The sequence below is a fragment of the Bacillus cereus group sp. MG1 genome, assembly GCF_040460035.1.
GTDB lineage: Bacteria > Bacillota > Bacilli > Bacillales > Bacillaceae_G > Bacillus_A > Bacillus_A cereus.
The window spans coordinates 1,818,233-1,839,601 of sequence record NZ_JARVGY010000001.1 but is presented as its reverse complement, the minus strand read 5'-3'; the positions used below and the strand labels follow the sequence as shown (position 1 = coordinate 1,839,601).

Here is a 21,369-nt window from a genome sequence, read left to right as displayed (position 1 = left end):
ACTAAATGTATTTTTGTTTGGAAGGGAGAATCTAATGCTTTCATTTTTGTTAACTTTAAAGCGAATGTTAAGAGCCTGTTTACGAGCGTGGAAAGATAAAGAATTTCAAGTATTATTCGTATTAACAATTTTGACTTTAATATCGGGTACGATTTTTTATAGTACAGTTGAAGAATTACGTCCTATTGACGCTTTATATTTTAGTGTGGTCACGTTGACGACTGTCGGTGATGGGAATTTTAGTCCGCAAACTGATTTCGGAAAGATATTTACAATCTTATACATATTTATTGGGATTGGATTAGTGTTTGGATTTATTCATAAGTTAGCAGTTAATGTACAATTGCCAAGTATATTATCGAATAGAAAAAAAGAGTAAAGCTGGTCATCTCCCTGTCAAGTAGACAGAAATAAAAAGAGTATTATGCCACGGCCTTTTCCCGATATTCTATCGGGGAAAGGCCGTGAAGTTTTTCTTGGAATCTTTCTGTATTATAAAATTGAATATATTCTTGAATTGCTCGGTAGGCCATTTCATATGTTTTTGGGCACACTAAATACAACTTCTCTGTTTTTAAATGTGAGAAGAATGATTCGATACACGCATTATCAAAACAGTTTCCACGTCTAGAATGACTACCGACAAATCCTAATTTCTCTAACTGTTTTGCGTAGGATTTAGATGTATATTGAAACCCTTGATCTGAATGGAAAAGGGGCTTAGTAGTTAATGACTTCCCTTCTAATTGACGTAATGTAGTTAAAACCAAATCTAAATCATTTCTTGAAGATAGCTTCCAGGCAACAATTTCATTGTTGTATAAATCTAACACAGCCGACAAATAGGCAAATTGTTCTCCGATTCGTACATAAGTAATATCTGTTACGAATTTTTGATTTTGCTTTTCAGCTTGAAACTCTCGATTCAAATGATTTTTAAATACCACAGATGTTTTTCTTCCATAAAACGGACGTTTTTTTCGAATGATAGATTGAATACCCAGCTCTCTCATAAGACGACGAACACGTTTATGATTCATTACCATTCCTTCTCGAGCCAAAGCACGAGTCATACGTTTATACCCATAGTAAGGGTGCTGACGATGAATAGATAAAATATGTTCTTTATGCCACATATCCCTTTTCTGACGTAAACGCTGCACGTTATGATATTTCCGCCATTTATAGTAGCCAGCCTTAGAAACTTCCGCGATTTGAAGCAACCATCGGAGTGGATAGGCTTGGCGTAATGAATCGATAAGAGAAAATCGTTCTTTCTTTAGGACCATTCCTTCCCGTGTAGATTTGGATTGCGCTTTTTTAAATACTCAACCTGTGCCTTCAAATAAGCATTTTCTTCTTCTAGACTATTAAAATTCTTTCGATTCCAGACACCACGTTGATCATCAAAGGACTCCCCTTGTTGCGCACGTTTTACCCACTCAATAATCTGGGCATCGCTCTTCACACCGAGTTGTTCACGAATTTCTCGCAATGATTTTCTCTCTTCTAATCGAAGACGAACTGCTTCTCGCTTTAGTTCTTCTGTATATTTTTGAAATGATTGTCCTTTTCTTGCCATAAAAAAATCCCCTCCAGATAAAACAGTATTGAGTCCATCATATCAGATGGACTCTTTTTTTACTGTCTACCTATAGGGGATAATACCAAGCGTTCAGATGCTTTACTCTTTTTTTACATTAGTTTAGACAAGCCTTAATAATAGTTTATTAAAATGAAAGTGTATTCATTCATTATATTCACTGTGTATAAAGTTATAATGATATGAACATTTACATATTTTAATTTATTGATAGAAATTTCGTGAAAGGTGGGATATTCTAGTCATAGGTTAACCGGACGACATCATAGGATCCTAACAAAATGTTTACAATAATTCAATTATAAAATGGAGGATTTTATATGAAAAAGAAAGTACTTGCTTTAGCGGCAGCTATTACATTAGTTGCTCCATTACAAAGTGTTGCATTTGCTCATGAAAATGATGGGGGACAGAGATTTGGAGTTATTCCGCGCTGGTCTGCTGAAGATAAACATAAAGAAGGCGTGAATTCTCATTTATGGATTGTAAACCGTGCAATTGATATTATGTCTCGTAATACAACACTTGTAAAACAAGATCGAGTTGCACTATTAAATGAATGGCGTACGGAGTTAGAGAACGGTATTTATGCTGCTGACTATGAAAATCCTTATTATGATAATAGCACATTTGCTTCACATTTCTATGACCCTGACAATGGGAAAACTTATATTCCGTATGCAAAGCAGGCAAAGGAAACTGGAGCTAAGTATTTTAAATTAGCTGGTGAGTCTTACAAAAATAAAGATATGAAACAAGCATTCTTCTATTTAGGATTATCTCTTCATTATCTAGGGGATGTAAACCAACCGATGCATGCAGCAAACTTTACAAACCTTTCGTATCCACAAGGGTTCCATTCTAAATATGAAAACTTTGTAGATACGATAAAAGATAACTATAAAGTAACGGATGGAAATGGATATTGGAACTGGAAAGGTACGAATCCAGAAGATTGGATTCATGGAGCGGCAGTAGTTGCGAAACAAGATTACGCTGGCATTGTAAATGATAATACGAAAGATTGGTTCGTGAGAGCTGCTGTATCACAAGAATATGCAGATAAATGGCGCGCTGAAGTTACACCAATGACAGGTAAGCGTTTAATGGATGCACAACGTGTTACTGCTGGATATATTCAGCTTTGGTTTGATACGTACGGAAATCGTTAAGTATTTAAAAAAGGTCAAATCTCAGAATAGAGTATTTGGCCTTTTTATCACTATACAATACATGGAGGTATGAAACGTGAAAGGTAAATTGCTAAAAGGTGTACTTAGCTTAGGTGTTGGTCTAGGAGCTTTATATAGTGGAACGTCAGCTCAAGCAGAAGCGTCTACAAATCAAAACGATACATTAAAAGTGATGACGCATAATGTATATATGCTATCAACAAACTTATATCCGAACTGGGGACAAACTGAGCGTGCTGATTTAATCGGGGCGGCAGATTATATAAAGAATCAAGACGTAGTTATATTAAATGAAGTGTTTGATAATAGCGCATCAGATCGTTTATTAGGGAATTTGAAGAAAGAATATCCAAATCAAACAGCAGTATTAGGTCGTAGTAGTGGAAGTGAATGGGATAAAACGTTAGGAAACTATTCATCTTCAACTCCTGAAGATGGTGGCGTTGCGATTGTGAGCAAATGGCCAATCGCTGAAAAGATTCAATATGTATTTGCAAAAGGATGCGGGCCAGATAATTTATCGAATAAAGGATTTGTATACACGAAAATTAAGAAAAATGATCGCTTTGTTCATGTAATTGGTACGCATTTGCAAGCGGAAGATAGTATGTGCGGAAAAACTTCACCTGCATCTGTACGTACAGACCAATTAAAAGAAATTCAAGACTTTATTAAAAATAAAAATATACCAAATAATGAGTATGTGTTAATTGGTGGTGATATGAACGTAAATAAAATAAATGCAGAGAACAAGAATGACTCAGAGTATGCATCTATGTTTAAAACATTGAACGCTTCTGTACCATCTTATACTGGACATACAGCGACTTGGGACGCAACGACAAACAGTATTGCAAAATATAATTTCCCTGATAGTCCTGCTGAGTATTTAGATTATATTATTGCAAGTAAAGACCATGCGAACCCATCGTATATAGAGAATAAGGTGTTACAGCCGCAATCTCCACAATGGACTGTTACATCATGGTTCCAAAAATATACGTATAATGATTACTCTGATCATTATCCAGTAGAGGCGACTATTTCTATGAAGTAGTTTCAAAAAGTTTCTTCGTAAAGAAGAAACTTTTTTTATTTGCAAACAGGAAAATCACACTTTCTTTCCAATATGTATAAGACATATTGAGAAGAGGAGAGAAAAATGTGGATCGAGGAATTTTTAAAGAAGTTCCATTACCGTGTGCATTTTTGGATGAAGTGGCTTTAGATAGAAATATTCAATCGATTATAGAGTTAAGTGGAAATAAAAAGATTCGTATAGCGAGTAAATCGTTACGCTCTGTTCCGATTATGCAAAAGATACTAGCTGCAAATGATCGATTTCAAGGTATTATGTGCTTTTCACCTAGAGAGATTTTATTTTTAATAGAACAAGGATTTAATGATTTATTGCTTGGATATCCTGCTTACGATGAAAGAGCTCTGTATGAAATTAGTTTGTTAACAAAGAAAGGTTTCATTATAACTTGTATGGTGGATTGTGAAGAGCATATTGTGTATTTAGAAAACATTGCTGAGCAATCTAAAGGATGTTTTCGTGTTTGTTTGGATATTGATATGAGTAGTCGCTTCTTTCAATTTCATTTTGGTGTACAAAGGTCCCCAGTAAAAAATGTGCAGGATGCGTTGAAAGTAGTAGAAAAGGTGAGAAGGTCATCATATTTAATGTTAGATGGTGTAATGGGATATGAAGCTCAAATTGCCGGGGTGGGCGATTATATACCGAATCAATGGTTGAAAAGTAAAGTGATTTCGTATTTAAAGCAGAAATCAGTGCTAGAAGTTAAAGAAAGAAGAGAACATATTGTAAAAGCAATACAAAACATTGGTATTGAGCTAAGGTTTGTAAATGGAGGCGGAACAGGAAGCATAAAAACAACCGAGAAAGATAATTCAGTTTCAGAGATTACAATAGGTTCTGCTTTTTATTCTCCGAAGCTGTTTGATTATTATAAAGAGGTGAAATTTCATCCAGCGGTCGGATTTGCCTTACCAGTTGTACGTAAACCAGTCCCGTTTATTTACACTTGCCTAGGTGGTGGATATATTGCTTCAGGAGCAGTTGGAAAAGATAAAGAGCCTGAAGTTTGGAGACCGAAGGGTGCAAAATTATTAGCTTTAGAAGGTGCTGGCGAGGTACAAACGCCAATTTTTTATAACGGCGAGGAACGAGTGGATATAGGAGAGACCATTTTGTTTCGTCATAGTAAGGCTGGTGAATTATGTGAACGCTTTCCTTTTTTGTATCGTGTTAAAAAAGGAGAGATTGTCGGGGAGTATTCAACATATCGGGGGGATGGCCAATGCTTTCTATAAAGGGACAAAAGTGGAGAAATTGGACAGGGAATGTAGAAGGAACGCCGCATTATACGATGTATCCAGAAAGTATACAAGATGTAGTAGAAGTTGTGGGGCTTGCGCGAAAAAAGGGAAAGAAAATTCGTGTTGTCGGTTCAGGACACTCGTTTACCCCCCTTGTGCAAACGGAAGAAGTTTTAGTTTCTTTAGATGAATTGAAGGGTATTGTGAATATTGATGCAGAGAAGATGGTTGCTGAAGTATGGGCAGGAACAAAGTTATATGATTTAGGGAAGTTACTTGAGGAAAAAGGTTATGCGCAAGAAAATTTAGGGGATATTGATTCGCAATCTATTGCAGGAGCGATTAGTACGGGGACTCATGGAACAGGTATTACCTTTGGGAGTTTATCAACACAAGTTATAGAGATTACGGCAGTTCTATCTAATGGTGAGAGTATAGTTTGTTCGGAAGCTGAGAACGTAGAATATTGGAGAGCGTTTCAGTTGTCACTTGGAATGTTAGGTATCATTGTAAAGATAAAATTGAAGGTTATTCCAGCGTATTCACTCGTTTATGAAAGTGAAAAACAGTCATTATCCACTGTAATGAACAAACTAGAAGAATATAAGAAGCATCGTCATTTTGAATTTTTCGTTTTTCCTTATTCTGATGAAGTACAAGTGAAACTTACGAACGAAACAACGAATAAAGGCAGTGATTTGAAATGGCATAAACTAAAGGTGGAGTTACTTGAAAATAGGATGTTCTCTTTACTATCTAAAGGATGTAAATGGTTTCCTTCTATAAGTAAAGGCGTGAGTCGGTTATCAGCTAAAGCTGTACCAAACACAAAAATAATTGGCCCGAGCTATGAAGTATTTGCTACATCACGTACGGTGCCATTTTATGAAATGGAGTATAGCATTCCTTCAAAGTATATGAGGACGGTTGTAGAAGAAATCTCAAATCTTATTGAAAAGAAAAAGTATAAGGTGCACTTCCCAATCGAATGCCGTTATGTGAAAGGGGATGATATATGGCTTAGTCCGGCCTATGGAAGAGATTCAGCATATATCGCTGTTCATATGTATAAAGGTATGAAATATGCTGCTTACTTTGGCGAAGTGGAAAAGATTTTTCTAAAGTATGAAGGGCGTCCACATTGGGGGAAAATGCATACATTATCATATGAGCAATTACAATATATATATCCAGAATTTCATTCGTTTTTACAGGTGAGGAAATCTCTAGATGAACTTGGAATGGTTTTTAATCCTTATGCAGAAAAGTTATTTATCCCGCTATTTGTCGGGCAGTAACACTCTCGTCGCAAAATTCGGTGGGAGATAACCGCCCGGTTGGTGAGGGCTAATTAAAGTTTCACATTATGTATATGAAAAAGGTGACAAATAATTATTTGTCACCTTTTTTTAGTGTAATTGCATTTCTTGTATGACTAATATGTTCATAAAATAGTAGTTTATCACGGCTAAATACATGCAGTAAAACATGAATAATAAATAGGCCGTTAATGATGAATAGGAATAATAATGTAACGAGTAATACTAAAGGCTCTGTGTGATTTAAAATAGAGCTACTAGAAAGAATATAATTGATTCCACCTAATGCAAAATAAAATATACCGTAACGAATAAATAGTTCTTTTAATGTAATACGATTTGATTTTCCTTTCACGTGAATGCGAAGCAATGCTTTCCCAATTGTTTTTCCGTTAGTAAAGTATGGAATAATAATAAAGTAAATAAGGATTGAACACGTAATGAAAATGAGTTCATACATATTGGTGTAAGATTGCATATTAGAAACGAAGAAAGAATTTCCTTTGTTTTTAACGACAGGTACGACGATAGATAAGAAAATCCAATCAATTTGCATCGCGATAAGGCGACGAATGAATCCGACTGGTTTCGTTTCCAAATCAATATGACTATCTAACTCGTTTGTCTTCGGAAGGAAGTACGTAAATATTGGTGCAATGATAAAACCAATTACGCCACCTAATGTATTTAAAAACAAATCATCGATATCAAATAATCGGTATGCACAATTGTATATACCGTATAATCCAGTCACTTGTGTTAGCTCGAAAAATAGTGAAAGGAAAAAGGAAATGCAAATTGTTTGTAAGAAACTACGTCGGAAATAATAACGTAAGTAAATACCGAATGGAACAGTTAATAGAACGTTAAAGGCAACTTGTAAAAACGCAGACTCTTTTAATAAGTAGAAATAAGTAGCTGGTTTCGTTAAAACTGCCGATGTATGACTACTAATCTCTTGTATGAAATAAAATGGTGCGAGTTGCATGTGTTGTGTATTAGCCGGTTGTAGGCTACAAGTATCAAACGTTTGTGGCAACGGCAAAATAACAAGAAAATAGGCATTTAATAAGTAAAGTAATAATGAGTATAAAATAAATGAGCGCCATTTATTTAAATAACCGTATTTTCGATAATTAAATATTAAAAAAGGGATTAAAAGAAACATTGCTAAAAAAGGAAATAAAATAAATGCTGTTTTCACTGGAAATAAATATGCAGTCAAAGTAAAACTCCTTTCAATAAAAATTCGTTTATCATTATAGCGCTAAAAATATTTAAATACAAAGTTAAAACCTTTCGAAATAGAAAAAATTACTAATTTGATAGGGATTAAGTTATAATAAATTTAATATAAGGATATTGTGATTATATAAGTTGAGAGAGGGTACAAGAGATGCGATATGAACTTTTTTCTGTAAGTGGGGATCATATTACGACTTTTGAAAGTGCATGGCGTTTTCAGGAGGGAGAACAGATTTTTGTTCATGATGATCAAACAAAACGAAACTTTATTATTATTCGGCTGACGCATGATGTATTTCAACAAAATAAACATGTTATTCGTTTGTATTGTCAAGAGAAGAAAGTGTATGCATAAGAGAAGCCCTCTTACAGTATGAAAAGTAAGAGGGTCCTTATCTCGTTATTTGTGAACAGCCCAATTGATGAGGGCTGATTAATTTAACTTTATCATTTTGGCCCTCGTAAGGAATAAAAAGAGAAGGATTAATGCACATAGGTAGCATTTGATTTGGAAGAAAGGATATAGCCTTGTATTTTGTGCTTCAAAGTTTCATTGCCTTCTTTTTGAGAAAGCCATGTATGGTAATCTTGTTGTGTTTTCCATAACATACGAATCATATACTCTGCCTTATCATTTGTACGATGAACAGGTGAAAACTCTATGTTAATACAACCGTTCGTTCCGGGGGAAGGATAATATTGTTTAAGCCCATAAAGTAGCTCATTTTCATATTCGTACTTAATGTGAATGAGTTTAGTAACTATAAACATATAAACACCTCTTTTACGATAATAGTAGGAAAGATAGAATTACTGTAATAGTGAACTTGATAAATATTATACTATTCTGAAAATTATAAGTAAATAATAGGTTTTAACTTAATAAAGGTATAAAAAAGCGAGTCATTCTATTACACTAGATGACTCGCTTTTAATTTGTAAGTTTTACTTTATAAGAAAATAAGAGTAAGTACACCTACGATAATACAATAGAAAGAGAAATATTTTAAATTTCCTTTTGCCATAATGTTCATAAACCATTTTAGTGAAATATACGTCATGATAAATGTTGCGATGAATGCAACGACATATGGTACGAATAATGTGTCTAGATTTGGATCATTTGCAATGTCTGTAATGCTTAACAATAAGCCACCTAAGCTAACAGGAATGTATAGTAAGAATGAGAAGCGAAGAGCTGTTTCTTGCTTCATACCAAGTAACATTGCTGCTACGATTGTGGCACCAGATCGGCTTATTCCGGGAATCAGTGCGCAAGCTTGTGCTAATCCGACGATGATTGCATCTTTCATAGAAAGGTCGCCATCATTTTTACGACCGCGTAAATTTCTAATAATCCAAAGGCCGACAGCAGTAATAAGAAGGGAAATCCCAACCATCTTCACACCTTTTAAGTACTGATCGATGTAATCTTTAAATAAAACACCAATAACACCTGCTGGAATGGTTGCAATAACAAGATAAATAATAAAGAAGAAATCTGATTTTGCGTCTTCTGCTCTTGTAAATATATAAGAGAGACCATTCTTCGTTAGACGAATTAAATCATTTCTATAAATAAGTAATACAGCTAATAATGAAGCTGAATTAACAAGTAGTTCGAAGCTAAACCCTTCTATTTTTAGTCCTAGCAAATGTTGTGCTAAAACGAGATGACCACTTGAAGAAATCGGAATTGGTTCTGTTAATCCTTGGAACAGACCGAGAATTAAATATTTTAAAACGTAGTAAAATTGTTCCATAATAACCTCCTTGTTTATTAGTTGAAAGAAACAACTTTTCCAGTATAACAAAGATATGGATGAATATTGAAAAGAAATAAATATTCTAAATAAAATAAAAATCCCTTATAGCAGTATAAGGGATTCTTAATTTTAATTAAGAAGTCACTGTTCCTTGAAGACTTTTAGACAATTGAACATCGACTTTTTCAGCATCATGAATATGATTCATAATAGTAGTATTTAATTTTTGGAACATTTGTTGTGTGTTAGCAAATTCTCGTAATATGTCATCATTACAAGACTTTTGGTTTTCGATAGCCTTAATAACATTTGTAGCACCATTTTGTAACGTTTGAATCATAACTAAAATATTTTCAATTCTAGCATTTGTATCGGCGCTCATTTCTACACCTTCATCGACTAAATGTAAATTATCTTTTGTGTTATCATATGCTTTTTCAATTTCTTCTTGAATTTTTTTCGTTAAGTTGCCGATGTTTTTTGTACTTTCTGCTGTACTTTCCGCTAGTTTTCTTACTTCATTGGCAACGACAGCGAATCCTTTACCGTGCTCTCCAGCACGCGCGGCTTCAATACTCGCATTTAATGCAAGTAAATTTGTTTGTGCTGCAATGTTTTGAATGACTTCTACAATTTGCTCGATTTCCTTTGAGCGTTCGCTTAGATGATTCATACTATTAGACGTGCGTTGAGATTGTTCACCTAATTTATTAATTACAATAAGTAAGCGGTGAACGGATTCTTTTCCTTCATTAGAGCAGTCAATAATTTCTGCAATAGACTGAATTAAGCTTTGTTCCTTTTGTAACATTTCATTATTTAACTCATTGGAATGTGTTGTACGTGTTGAAACATTTTCGAAACATGAACTTAATTGTTGAACTAAATTTTGAAGTGTATTATGTTGGTTATTTACAAGTTGATGCTCTTGGATAACGCTTTGTACACGATCGTGGATAGTAGAAATAGTCTCCTGCTTTTCGATATCTTTTTGTTTTAATTCTGCTTCTAATTCTTGTATACGCTCTTGTAATTGAGCAATTGTATGTTGGAGTGATTTTTTTTGAGTAAACATGTATTTATTTCAACCGCCTTCGAAAGTTATATTTTCTCTATATTTGGATTTTAGCATCTTTTGTATTTTTTAAATATAGGAATTGTTAAATATTTAAGAATCTATTACATTTTATTCATAATTCTCTTTTTTTCGTCACGAAAAATAAACTGTATTTAATCGTTTTGTAAACAAACTGTAAAATAAATCATGTATAACTGTATAAGAAGGGAGTCGGATTATGAACTATTTTAAGCGAATCAGCTGTCTAGTATTAGCAGGAATTATCGGTCTTTCTAGTACAGTCGCTGTTAAAGCAGAGTCAAACGACGAGAAACTTAACAACATGCAACAGCAATTGCAACAAAACGATGCAGAAATGCAAAAGAAAGAGCAAGAGAAGCAAGCTGTTAGTAAAGAAATTAAAGGTATCGAAAACGAACTACATAATTTAAATAATACAATTGCAAAAAATAAAGAGGATCAAGCTGCTATTCAACGTAAAATCGATGAAACACATAAGCAGATTGAGCAAAAAAAGCAAGAAATTGTCGTTTTGGAGGATAAAGTCCTTGCTCGTAAAGATATTATGAGAAAACGTATGGTTTCTGTTCAAAACAGTTCAAATACAAGTTTAGTAGTAGAAGTTGTAGTAGAATCAAAAAACTTTGCAGACTTCTTACAACGTATGAACGCAGTTTCTACTATTCTAGAAGCTGATAAAGAAATTTTACGTCTACAAGAACAAGATCTTCGTCAAATTGAAGAAGATAAGAAAACAATTGACGAAAAAGAAGCATCTTTAGTAGTAGACAAACAAAAATTAGCAAAAGCGCAAGCTGAACTGCAAGATAACTTGAAAAAGCGTCAAGATAACTTACAAACAGTTCAAGCTAAATATAATGAAGTTGCAAGTCAACTTAATTTAGCAGCGGAAGAAAAAGCTAAAATTGAATCAAATATGAAGACAGTACAAGAAACGATTGCTCGTGAGCAAGAAGCAGCAAGAATCGCAGCGGAAGAGCGTGCAAAAGCAGAAGCAGCTGCAAAAGCAGAGCAAGAAGCTTTAGCGAAAGCACAAGCAGAAATTGCTGAAAAGCAAAAGCAGGAAAAAGCTAGTAAACCAGCTGAACCAGTTGCTAATAATAATTCGAAGGTAGAACCTGCACAACCTGAACCATCTTCTAAGCCAACTGCTGGTGGGAAAGAAATTTATGTAGAAGCTACAGCTTATACAGCTGATCCAGGGGAAAATGGTTATGCACCAGGTCAACAAGTATTTTCTGCATGGGGACCAGGTGGTAAAGGTTATAATCTAACTGCAAACCCAGGAATGAAATTAATTGCTGTAGATCCAAATGTTATTCCATTAGGTAAGACTGTAAATGTTGAAGGTTATGGAGTAGCAATTGCAGCCGATACTGGTGGGGCTATTAAAGGGCATAGAATTGATGTTTTAATGCCAGATAAAGGTTCATCAAGTAGCTGGGGCAGAAGAACAGTTAAAGTTACAATTTTAAACTAACAAGTAATCCAACTTTACAATACGTAGAGTTGGATTTTTTTATAATAATAATGTTAAGTTGAGTTTACATTTTGTTAAGAATAGCATACAATAATGGTGAGAGGTGGTAAATTTGACCATTTTAAACAGAGTAAAAGAATTAAGAGCTCGTTTTAACTTTACGCAAAGCGTATTAGCAGAAAAGGTTGGAGTAACGAGACAAACAATTGCAGCAATTGAAAAAGGGGATTACGTTCCTTCGTTGTTATTAGCACTTACGATTTGTGATGTGTTCCAGTTAAAGATGGAAGATGTGTTTGTTTTAAATAAGGAGGGAGAAGAGGATGAATAGAATTGTTTTTTCTTATATTATAAATGTACTCTATACTGCACTAGCATGTTGGACATTTGTTGAATTTTATAGTGTTATTACAGAGTTAGCACATATAATTAAAAACGAGAAATTCCCATTTGAAGTATGGTTTAATGGAGTACCATTCATTTTATTATTTATTGGAGCAATTATAGTTACAATTTTTTATAGAATTCAAAAGAAAAAATATAAGAATTTATCTTTTTGGATGTATCCATTATTATTTCCGCTAGAAGATGAACGTGAAAAAGCGATTACGGATAAAGCTTGCCGAACAACATTTGTATCGTTATGGTTTGTGTTACCTTGTGCAGTTGGATTTTTAACTTTTTCGCCTATTATTAATGAATATCTTCCTGGATACCCATTATATATTCTATTTTCTATTTTCTTTATTCAAATGACAGTATTTCACGTATCACTATACAGAAATAAATTAGCTTAAAAAGAAACCTTCTTGCACCGGCAAGAAGGTTTCTTTTTAAGCTAATACTTGTACATATGACGATATTATTTTATCATTTTATATAGAGTAAGATTTTGTAAGGGAAAGGAACTGTGTATGAATAAGCAAAGAATTTATAGTATAGTAGCAATTCTGCTATTTGTTGTAGGTGGCGTGTTAATTGGAAAGCCATTTTATGATGGATATCAGGCTGAAAAGAAACAGACTGAAAATGTGCAGGCTGTTCAAAAGATGGATTATGAAAAGCATGAGACGGAATTTGTAGATGCTTCCAAAATTAATCAACCAGACTTGGCGGAAGTAGCGAATGCATCATTAGATAAGAAACAAGTAATTGGTCGTATTTCGATTCCAAGTGTTTCAGTAGAACTGCCTGTTTTAAAAGCTTCTACTGAAAAAAACTTATTATCAGGTGCAGCGACAGTAAAAGAGAATCAAGTTATGGGAAAAGGAAATTACGCATTAGCAGGACATAATATGTCTAAAAAAGGTGTTTTATTTAGTGATATAGCTTCTTTGAAAAAAGGCGATAAAATTTATTTGTATGACAATGAAAATGAATATGAGTATGCGGTTACTGGTGTATCTGAAGTGACTCCTGATAAGTGGGAAGTTGTAGAGGATCATGGGAAAGATGAGATAACGCTTATTACATGTGTATCTGTAAAGGATAATTCTAAGCGTTATGTTGTTGCTGGTGATTTAGTAGGAACGAAGGCGAAGAAGTAAAAAAGAAGGTGAACTCTTTAAAGAGTTCACCTTCTTTTTTACTAATGTTGAGAAATAATAGAATATTTCGGTTCGTATTTAAGTATTCTTCTATTTATGTATAATAAAGTTAGAATTCTATATTTTGGGAGGAACAAGAGTGAGACAACAGGTGAAGAAACTTCTTTTAACAACGAGTATAGCGTTATTGGTAGCTCCAATTTCAGCTTATGCGCATCCAGGGCGTACAGATGCTAATGGCGGACATACGTGTCGTACAAATTGTGAGAAGTGGGGATTACAGTACGGGGAATATCATTATCACAATAAACCAGCTTCTAGTAGTGGCGCAACGAGCCCAGCTCCTAGTCAGAATAATAATAGTGCTGTAGAAGCTGAGAGACAAGCAGAAGCACAGCGCAATACTGAGGCTGAAAAACAACGTGCTGCAGAAGCACAGCGTAAAGCTGAAGAAGAGAGACAACGTGTAGCCGAGGAACAAAGAAAAGCTGAAGAGGCACGTAAGCAAGAGGAAGCGCAGCGCCAAGCTGATATGGAAAAAGGTCAACTTGAAGGTCAAAAGAATGGAGAAACTGATTTTAAAGCAGGAAAAAATGATGCAGAAGTGCATGTAGCTGGAAAATCTGATGCATATAAACAAGCGTTTAAAGCGACTTATGCAGCCGCATGGTCTTTAGAAGAGCAGAAGAAAACGCATTTTGAAAAGGAAAAGAACAAGGTTTAGCACAAGAGACGATGGACGATAGTCAAGTTGCTCCAGAGTTTAAGGTAAACTTTGCAGACGGGTTCAAAGTAGGGAATAAAGAAAGAACAGAAAAAATTGAAAAAGAGCAAGCTGAATTAGGGGAAAAGACAGGGAAAGAACTAGCTGAAAAGAATCCTGAAAATAGAGAGAAAGAAGTATACGTGAAGGCATATGAAACAGCGTATGAAAAAGGCTATAAGTCTACAAAAAAGGCAGTAGAAAAGGCTGGCTATAAGTATGCATTTGAAAACTATGATTTAAAAGTTCCTGCTAAGTATGAACGAAATGAATTGTTAAAGAAGTGGTTTACTGAAGGATTTAAATCGAATAAAAAAGCAGCGGAAATTCGAGAAGAAGGGTATAAAAAAGGAGACAGCTGGTTCTCATTCTTCTATAAGAGTTTCGTACCAAGTGAATATAAAGAACATAAAGAGCTGTACGAACAAGCAATAGAAAAAGGTAAAACAGCATAAAAAAGATGAGGAGAAATTCCTCATCTTTTTTAATCCATCCATTTCACTAATTTCTTAGAAATTAATAATAAAACACAGCCTAATACAATTGCCACAGCGCCAATAACTGTGAATACTTCAGCGTATCCAAGTGAAGTTGTGAAGCTTGCGAGTTGTCCGCCTAAAATGTTGGCGATACCTGAACTTGCTAGCCATACACCCATTAATAAAGATGCTAATTTTACCGGAGCAAGCGCACTAACCATTGATAGTCCGACAGGTGATAAGAATAGCTCACCTAACGTATGGAAAAGATACGTAAAGACGATAAACAGTAAGTTTGCTTTTTCTGTAATGTTATGTTCATCACTACCTGTTTTTAATGTAGCGATAACGAGAATGATATAACCGATACCGAGTAAGATCATACCAAGTCCCATTTTAGTTGGGATTTTTAAATCACCTTGCTTGCGAGTTGCAAGTTTTGCCCATAATGCAGAAATGACTGGAGCAAGTAAAATAATAAATAATGGATTGACCGATTGGAACCAAGATGTTGGAACTTCCCATCCGAACACAGAGCGGTCTACAAATTTGTTTGTATATAATGTTAATGAGCTACCAGCTTGTTCAAAGCCAGCCCAGAAGAAGACAACGAAGCATGTTAAAATGACGATAACTGCGGTACGTTGTTTTTCTTTTTTTGTTAACGGTGTATCTCCTACTGATGGTTGTCCAGCAGCTGTTTGTAAATCGCGAGTTGGTTTTTTACCGATATTACCAAGGAAGCGATTTGATAGTGTTGTAAATAAAATTTGTCCAATGATCATTCCGATTGAAGCGGCTAAGAAACCGTAACGGAATCCGTAATGTACAACGCCATCAACTGTTGTTTTGAATAAATTTTCTGATAAAAATCCGCAAACGAGTGGAGCTAAAAATGACCCGACGTTAATACCCATATAGAAAATGGTAAATGCACTATCACGTTTTGGATCGTTCTCTTCGTATAATTCTCCAACCAGTGTAGAGATGTTCGGTTTGAAGAATCCGTTACCTATAATAATAAGCGCTAATCCGAGGTATAGGCCTAATTGGTTTTGCAAGGCAAATAGTGTAAGGTTACCGATTGCCATTGTTATACCACCAATTGTGATTGCTTTTCGTCTACCTAGAAAACGGTCTGTTAAGTATCCACCAATCATTGGTGTGAAATAACAGGCTCCAGTATAAAATCCGTAAATAGAGAGTGCCCATGCGGGACTAAACCCAAGACCACCGCTTACTAAAGCTGTCGTTAAATATAATGTTAATAATCCTCGTAATCCATAGTAACTAAATCTTTCCCACATTTCTGTAAAGAAGAGTAAGTATAAACCTGGAGGATGTTTCTTTTTTCTTTGTTGTTCTCTTTCTAGTTGTATCGCTGATTCCATGTTATTTTCCTCCTGACACAAACAAAAACAAAGTTAATAATTTCGTACATTTAATATTTTACCTTATTAACTATTATAAGTCAATAAAGGTTGATTTTTCAGAAGAAATTGGAAAAGAGGAATAGCTATAGAATGGGTGTTTCTTTTGTGATAGACTATGGACTATGTTTTCTTTGTAAGGAAGCGGGTTATTGTACTTTTTATATGTGAAATTGATTTCATAAAAGATGAAATTAAAGAAGGAGAAAGAAATGAAATTGTTAGAGAAAAAAGAAATTTTACTTATTAGCCTTATGTTATTCTCTATGTTCTTTGGAGCAGGGAATCTTATATTTCCACCTTTCCTTGGATATGAAGCAGGAGAACATGTTTGGATTTCATTAGTAGGGTTTATTATATCAGCAACAGGTCTTCCTATATTAGGTGTTATCTCTATTGCAAAAGCAGGAAGTTTTCAAACGTTAGCGGGTAGGGTTCATTCTTCATTTGCAATTATTTTTCCATGTATCGTGTATGTATTTATTGGACCTGGGCTTGGTATACCACGTGCGGGAAGTTTAGCTTTTGAAATGGGGCCAGGTCAGTTATTCCCTGAAGCAGGAAACGGATTATTATTGTTTTACACAGTTATTTTCTTTAGTATTGTTTACTGGTTAAGTTTATCCCCATCTAAATTAATGGGGTTGTTTGGAAAAGTCTTGACGCCGTTATTATTATGTATGATTGCACTCATTTTTATAAAGAGTATGTTTACAACGGTAGGAGATATGAAAGAACCAATAGGGAACTATGGACAAGCTCCTATGTTTCAAGGGTTTTTAGATGGATATTTAACAATGGATGCGTTAGCTGCTTTAATCTTTGGAATTGTTATTGCAAATGCATTACGTGCAAAGGGTATTGAAGATGATAAAGGTTTAGCGAAATATATGAGTATTGCTGGCATTGGGGCAGGATTATTATTATCGATTATTTATGTCATCCTTGGATATGTGGGGGCAATTAGTGGCTCATTAGGAACATTTGATAACGGTGCGAAAGTGTTAGCACAAGTTATGATTACATTATTTGGACAGGGCGGAGTCGTTTTATTAGGTCTTATTTTTACTATCGCGTGTTTATGTGTTTCAATTGGACTTGTTACGTCTTGTAGTCAATTTTTTGCGAGTGCATTTCCGAAAGTATCTTATAAATTGTGGGCATTTATAGTAAGCGTTGTTAGTATGATTTTAGCTAATTTAGGGTTAACGCAAATTTTAAAAGTATCAGTACCAATTCTTGGATTTATTTATCCAATTGCGTTAACGCTTATTATTCTAGGGTTATTCCATCAGTATATTGGAAAGTATGCATACGTATATGCAGTAACTGTTTTGGTTGTAGCGATATTTAGTGCAATTGATATTTTAAATAAAAATGTAATGATGAATCAGTGGACGTCAGCATTAAAATACATTCCGTTTTATACAGAAGGTGTTGGGTGGATTGTTCCAGCTATTGTAGGCATGTGTCTTGGTTTCATCGTTAGCATTGTTCTAAATAAGAATAAATGAGTAAAAAGGTGTTTTCCTATTTTGGGAAGACGCCTTTCTTTTTTTGGAAAAATACTATTGAAAATGAATAGACTAAGAGTATGATAAAGATAATTGGTAATATATAGGTTTAATGAGAGTTACGAATGAGGGGGAGCGTATGAAGAAGGATTTGGATAAGAAAATAGAAGCACTCGAAACGGCAATTGAAACAATTCAAGAAGCACTTGCTGAATTAAAAGTAAAGCAAAGGGAAATAGAAGTAGAAAACGCTCAGCAACATGTTAGTAAGAACAAGAAAGAATATATTGAAACGGTAATGGAGGAAAAGCCAAAAGAAGAAATAGTTAAGATAAAAGAGCCTTTGCAAGAACGTCAGGTAAAACAAGTAGATATATCTGCTTTTAAACCAGAGCCATTTAATATTATTAAGTTTTGTCAAACATGGTTACCGCGTGTATTTGTCGGTATTATGTTGCTTGGAGTGATCTGGTTATTTAAAGCAGGGGTAGATGCTGGCTTATTAACACCAGCGATACGAATTGTGTTTGGTATCGTATTATCTATCGGATTGTATTATATAGGAGATATTCAAATTAAAAGAGAGCGGCAGGCGTTAGGGTTAGTATTAGCTGGAGGAAGTATTACCGGGATTGTTCTAACAACGTTTGCAGCACATTATTTATATGGATTTATTCCGGCAAGTGTCGCGTTTCTCTGTAATATTGCATGGGTTATTTTAGGTATTTATTTAGCGAAAAGATATCAATCGGAATATCTCACTATTTTCGTAGCGGTCGGAGCGTTCTTCGTACCATTCTTGTTAAATAGTACGACTCCTAATCCTTATATTTTCTTTGGATATGAGACAGTATTGACACTTAGTTTATTATGGTATGCGTTGAAAAATCGTTATAAATACTTATATATGATTTCTTACGCTGTTGCTGCCATTGTCCTTTTCGTTTTCTTTGCTGTTATGTCAATGTTAGTAGAGAACTTGCAAATACAGTTAACGATTGTATATGGTTTGATTCATTTACTATTATTTTGGCATATGTTTACGGAGAGAAGTTTTATACTAGAACCACGTTTGGCGATATTTAGTGCAAATGCAGTGTTCTTTATACTAGCTATTTCAAAAATACCTGATTTTACAACATGGGGATTAATTATTAGTGCAATCGTGCATGCCGCTATGTTCGTATTTGAATATAGGAAAAATAGACATTCTACATTTACAAATCTCTTATTTGGTTTCGCAATGGGAGCATTTAGTTTAGCAATTTTATATGAGTATAGTTTAGTGAATGCAGCGATTGTACTATTATTACAAGGTTTCCTCGGCATGGTCACTTCTATTAAAGTAAAACAACAGATAAAATTGTATGTTAGTGCGACGGTTTACGCAATTGGAATGATACAGACTATTTTTAGCCCGTTTGATCAATTTATTTCGGCAGGCTTTGTTGCTCATCTTATTTTAATAGGAACGTTCTATTATTGCATGAGAGAAGCGAAAGAAGTATTAGCGAGCTTCGGCAAATATATGTATTCTATAGTGCTCTATTGGTTTATGATAATTGTATTTATTACAATTACGAGAATCGGTGAAGTTTTATCTACAGATGGAAGCGTAATTAGTGTATCAGTATCGTTATTATGGATGGTATATGCATTATTTGCGGTTTGGTTTGGAAGAAATAGAAATATGAATGAAATATTATATGCTGGTTTAGTCGTTTTAGTCGTAACGGTAGGGAAGTTATTCTTACTTGACTTACCAGAGGTATCGATGATGATTAGGGCAGTGTTATTCCTAATCGTCGGTAGTATAGGTATCGTTATTTCAAGAATGTTTTTCTCGAAGGAAGAGAAGTGAGAAGAAGGCAATCCATGTATGGATTGCCTTTTTTATTATTTCTTATTAATTGTTACAGTTTCATTATATTTCGTTGTTGTATTTTGGCGTAGACGAAGCGTTGCTTGTCCAATTGTATTTGAATCAATCTGTACATTTACAACTTTCTCAGCAGAGCCTAAGCTGTTTGTTGTGAAAGAAAATGCACTGCTATATCCAAAAGTAGATGGCCAAGTGCCGTTTGCATTTTGTACTTTAGCCACTTGTGTTCCTCCAGTAGTGAAGATACCTAAAGAATAGTTGTTATAAGTTGTATTAGGTAGTAAGTTGTTTACTTGAATCTTCATTTGGAAAATTTCATTGTTTGGTAGAATGCTAGGGTGTGTAACGACGTAGTCGCTTGTTGTTACCGCACCATTATAACCGTATGAACCTGGTTTGAAAGTATTTGTATTAAACCATTGATAACCTGCATTTGGTGCACCCCAAGGTTCAGGTTGTGGTTCTGTTGATAAGCTTGGCTGTTCAAATGTCTGTAGAGCTGTAGGTGAATCAAGTTGTAAACCATTTACTTGATCTAAACTTGTAAATGTCTCTTTATTCGATAACCAATTTACGATGTTTTCTAATAAGATAGCATCGTTTTCTTCTTTATAACCATCGTAAGTTTTCTTTGTTTGGCCAGAATCTTCACGAACGTACTTTGGCGTAGCATCTTCAACAGGAGAAGAGTCACCAATAAAGGCAGCTTTTCCAAGTCCTACTTTTGCAATTGCAGCATATGGGCCTTCTGCAATACCACCGCCATTATAAACGCCACTATCAACAGCGTTATTCCATTTTGATGGATTTTCTGGAAGGTAAACAAGTCCTTTTGCTAGTTTTGGGTTTGTAATTGCTAGAGTAGAACCAGCATGCATTGCTACAGACGAAACACCTTTTGTAATTCCGAAAGATTGTTCAGGTGATACAATTGTTTTCGCTGAAACATCACCAAGTGCATTGTAGCGGAAGCGAATACCGAAGTTGTCAGAGAGCCAATCAGAGCTTTCTACTCCTTGCATAGCTTGTGAATTTGCTTCTTCATTAGACATTCCTTTTGCTGGATTATCCCAAGCACCGCGTCTATATCCATTAAATACTTCAGAAGAGTCCCAGCGATTTTTATTACGATCTGCATTGTAATGATCAGCAATAAAGAAGATACTACCACCATTTTTTACATATTGTAACATAGCGTCCTGCTCAGATTTTTTGTAAGGAATATTAGCTTCTGGGACGATAAATACATTGTAATCTTTTAAATCTTCGTACGTAATAGGTGTTGATTTACGAAGTTCCTTTACGTGATATCCGTTTTTTGCAATGCCGTTTCCGAAGTCAGAAAAGCCGCCGTCAATAACCCAGTCAGCTGTCCCAGCAGTTTGACCGTGTGTATTATCAAATAATACTTTCTTCCCATTGTTTTGATTTACAACTTTTGCAGCAATTTCAGGAGCTGGGTCTACAGAGCTTTCGGCATAAGTAGACGGTATGAACGAGGTCCCTATACTTAGTGTAATTGCTGTTGCTAAAGAAAATGTAATCCATTTTTTATTCTTCATAGAAGAATCCCCCTAATAATAAATATATGTGCTTTAATAATGTAATTTATTTTTCTGTAAAAATAAAGACGGAAAACATAAAAAATATTAAAAAATTGTAAAAATACCGTGAATTTTGTTGAGAAATATTTATATAGATATAAA

The 21,369-nt window shown here is 34.6% G+C and carries 18 protein-coding genes and 2 pseudogenes; 13 read left to right on the top strand and 7 right to left on the bottom strand.

All coding sequences use genetic code 11. The annotated features are described in order from the left end of the window. The first annotated feature begins 34 nt into the window (after positions 1-34). Positions 35-379: a potassium channel family protein gene (locus QCI79_RS09625; protein ID WP_000948209.1), complete on the top strand. Its 345-nt coding sequence runs from the start codon at positions 35-37 to the stop codon at positions 377-379. A 43-nt stretch (positions 380-422) separates the two neighbouring features. On the opposite strand, the gene QCI79_RS09620 is transcribed toward QCI79_RS09625, so the two are convergent. Further along, a protein-coding gene (locus QCI79_RS09620; protein WP_087874946.1) for an IS3-like element ISBth8 family transposase occupies positions 423-1,582 on the bottom strand; the annotation gives its coding sequence in 2 pieces (ribosomal slippage) (positions 423-1,324 and positions 1,324-1,582; 1,161 coding nt in all). 341 nt (positions 1,583-1,923) lie between these two features. Between QCI79_RS09620 and cerA the strand changes: the two genes are divergently transcribed. The 4 genes from cerA to QCI79_RS09600 all read left to right on the top strand — a co-directional run bounded on the left by cerA (position 1,924) and on the right by QCI79_RS09600 (position 6,437). Further along, positions 1,924-2,775 (top strand): phospholipase CerA, encoded by an 852-nt coding sequence (gene cerA, locus QCI79_RS09615; RefSeq protein WP_000730997.1) that lies wholly within the window; start codon positions 1,924-1,926, stop codon positions 2,773-2,775. Positions 2,776-2,851: 76 nt separating this feature from the next. After that, positions 2,852-3,853: a sphingomyelinase C gene (gene sph, locus QCI79_RS09610; RefSeq protein ID WP_000676797.1), complete on the top strand. Its 1,002-nt coding sequence runs from the start codon at positions 2,852-2,854 to the stop codon at positions 3,851-3,853. A 107-nt stretch (positions 3,854-3,960) separates the two neighbouring features. Next, positions 3,961-5,133 carry an amino acid deaminase/aldolase gene (locus QCI79_RS09605; RefSeq protein ID WP_000373747.1) on the top strand — a complete coding sequence of 391 codons (1,173 nt, stop codon included), beginning with the start codon at positions 3,961-3,963 and terminating at the stop codon, positions 5,131-5,133. Then, complete coding sequence (locus QCI79_RS09600; protein WP_021727609.1) at positions 5,121-6,437, top strand: D-arabinono-1,4-lactone oxidase; 1,317 nt, start codon at positions 5,121-5,123, stop codon at positions 6,435-6,437. The genes QCI79_RS09605 and QCI79_RS09600 overlap by 13 nt, the downstream gene beginning before the upstream one ends. 94 nt (positions 6,438-6,531) lie before the next feature. Here the strand turns inward: QCI79_RS09600 and QCI79_RS09595 are convergent, their stop codons facing one another. Next, on the bottom strand, positions 6,532-7,683 hold the full coding sequence (locus tag QCI79_RS09595) for a VanZ family protein (protein WP_000128014.1): 1,152 nt from the start codon (positions 7,681-7,683) through the stop codon (positions 6,532-6,534). A 171-nt stretch (positions 7,684-7,854) separates the two neighbouring features. Here QCI79_RS09595 and QCI79_RS09590 point away from each other — a divergent pair, with 171 nt between their 5' ends. Next, entirely contained in the window at positions 7,855-8,058 is a 204-nt protein-coding gene (locus QCI79_RS09590) for a hypothetical protein (protein WP_001268332.1), read from the top strand. A 128-nt stretch (positions 8,059-8,186) separates the two neighbouring features. Here QCI79_RS09590 and QCI79_RS09585 read toward each other — a convergent pair whose 3' ends face one another. The 3 genes and pseudogenes from QCI79_RS09585 to QCI79_RS34980 form a co-directional block, all read right to left on the bottom strand. Further along, positions 8,187-8,474: a hypothetical protein gene (locus QCI79_RS09585; RefSeq protein ID WP_000471239.1), complete on the bottom strand. Its 288-nt coding sequence runs from the start codon at positions 8,472-8,474 to the stop codon at positions 8,187-8,189. 179 nt (positions 8,475-8,653) lie between these two features. Continuing rightward, positions 8,654-9,466 carry an undecaprenyl-diphosphate phosphatase gene (locus QCI79_RS09580; RefSeq protein ID WP_000434794.1) on the bottom strand — a complete coding sequence of 271 codons (813 nt, stop codon included), beginning with the start codon at positions 9,464-9,466 and terminating at the stop codon, positions 8,654-8,656. Positions 9,467-9,602: 136 nt separating this feature from the next. Further along, a pseudogene (locus QCI79_RS34980) lies at positions 9,603-10,103 on the bottom strand (methyl-accepting chemotaxis protein); the annotation flags it as partial. Between the two features lie 661 nt (positions 10,104-10,764). Here QCI79_RS34980 and QCI79_RS09570 point away from each other — a divergent pair. From QCI79_RS09570 to QCI79_RS09550, 5 genes and pseudogenes are all read left to right on the top strand, one after another. Then, positions 10,765-12,048, top strand: a complete 1,284-nt coding sequence (locus tag QCI79_RS09570) for a 3D domain-containing protein (RefSeq protein ID WP_001105788.1) — start codon at positions 10,765-10,767, stop codon at positions 12,046-12,048. Positions 12,049-12,160: 112 nt separating this feature from the next. Next, entirely contained in the window at positions 12,161-12,379 is a 219-nt protein-coding gene (locus tag QCI79_RS09565; RefSeq protein ID WP_000154019.1) for a helix-turn-helix transcriptional regulator, read from the top strand. Then, positions 12,372-12,845, top strand: coding sequence for a DUF2178 domain-containing protein (locus QCI79_RS09560; protein ID WP_001080044.1), 474 nt, complete (start codon positions 12,372-12,374; stop codon positions 12,843-12,845). Before QCI79_RS09565 ends, QCI79_RS09560 begins: the two co-directional genes overlap by 8 nt. A gap of 117 nt (positions 12,846-12,962) precedes the next feature. Then, entirely contained in the window at positions 12,963-13,595 is a 633-nt protein-coding gene (locus QCI79_RS09555; RefSeq protein ID WP_001041724.1) for a class A sortase, read from the top strand. 139 nt (positions 13,596-13,734) lie between these two features. Next, positions 13,735-14,813: pseudogene (locus tag QCI79_RS09550) on the top strand (YHYH domain-containing protein). A 29-nt stretch (positions 14,814-14,842) separates the two neighbouring features. On the opposite strand, the gene QCI79_RS09545 reads toward QCI79_RS09550, so the two are convergent. Beyond that, positions 14,843-16,228, bottom strand: a complete 1,386-nt coding sequence (locus QCI79_RS09545; RefSeq protein ID WP_000443143.1) for a peptide MFS transporter — start codon at positions 16,226-16,228, stop codon at positions 14,843-14,845. Positions 16,229-16,479: 251 nt separating this feature from the next. On the opposite strand from QCI79_RS09545, the gene brnQ1 reads away from it, so the two are divergent. Together brnQ1 and QCI79_RS09535 are read left to right on the top strand one after the other, a co-directional pair. Beyond that, positions 16,480-17,781 (top strand): branched-chain amino acid transport system II carrier protein BrnQ1, encoded by a 1,302-nt coding sequence (brnQ1, locus tag QCI79_RS09540; RefSeq protein WP_000770492.1) that lies wholly within the window; start codon positions 16,480-16,482, stop codon positions 17,779-17,781. A 139-nt stretch (positions 17,782-17,920) separates the two neighbouring features. Further along, on the top strand, positions 17,921-19,642 hold the full coding sequence (locus QCI79_RS09535; protein WP_000710928.1) for a DUF2339 domain-containing protein: 1,722 nt from the start codon (positions 17,921-17,923) through the stop codon (positions 19,640-19,642). A 35-nt stretch (positions 19,643-19,677) separates the two neighbouring features. On the opposite strand, the gene QCI79_RS09530 is transcribed toward QCI79_RS09535, so the two are convergent. Beyond that, positions 19,678-21,225, bottom strand: coding sequence for a DNA-binding protein (locus tag QCI79_RS09530; RefSeq protein ID WP_000791508.1), 1,548 nt, complete (start codon positions 21,223-21,225; stop codon positions 19,678-19,680). Positions 21,226-21,369: the final 144 nt, after the last annotated feature.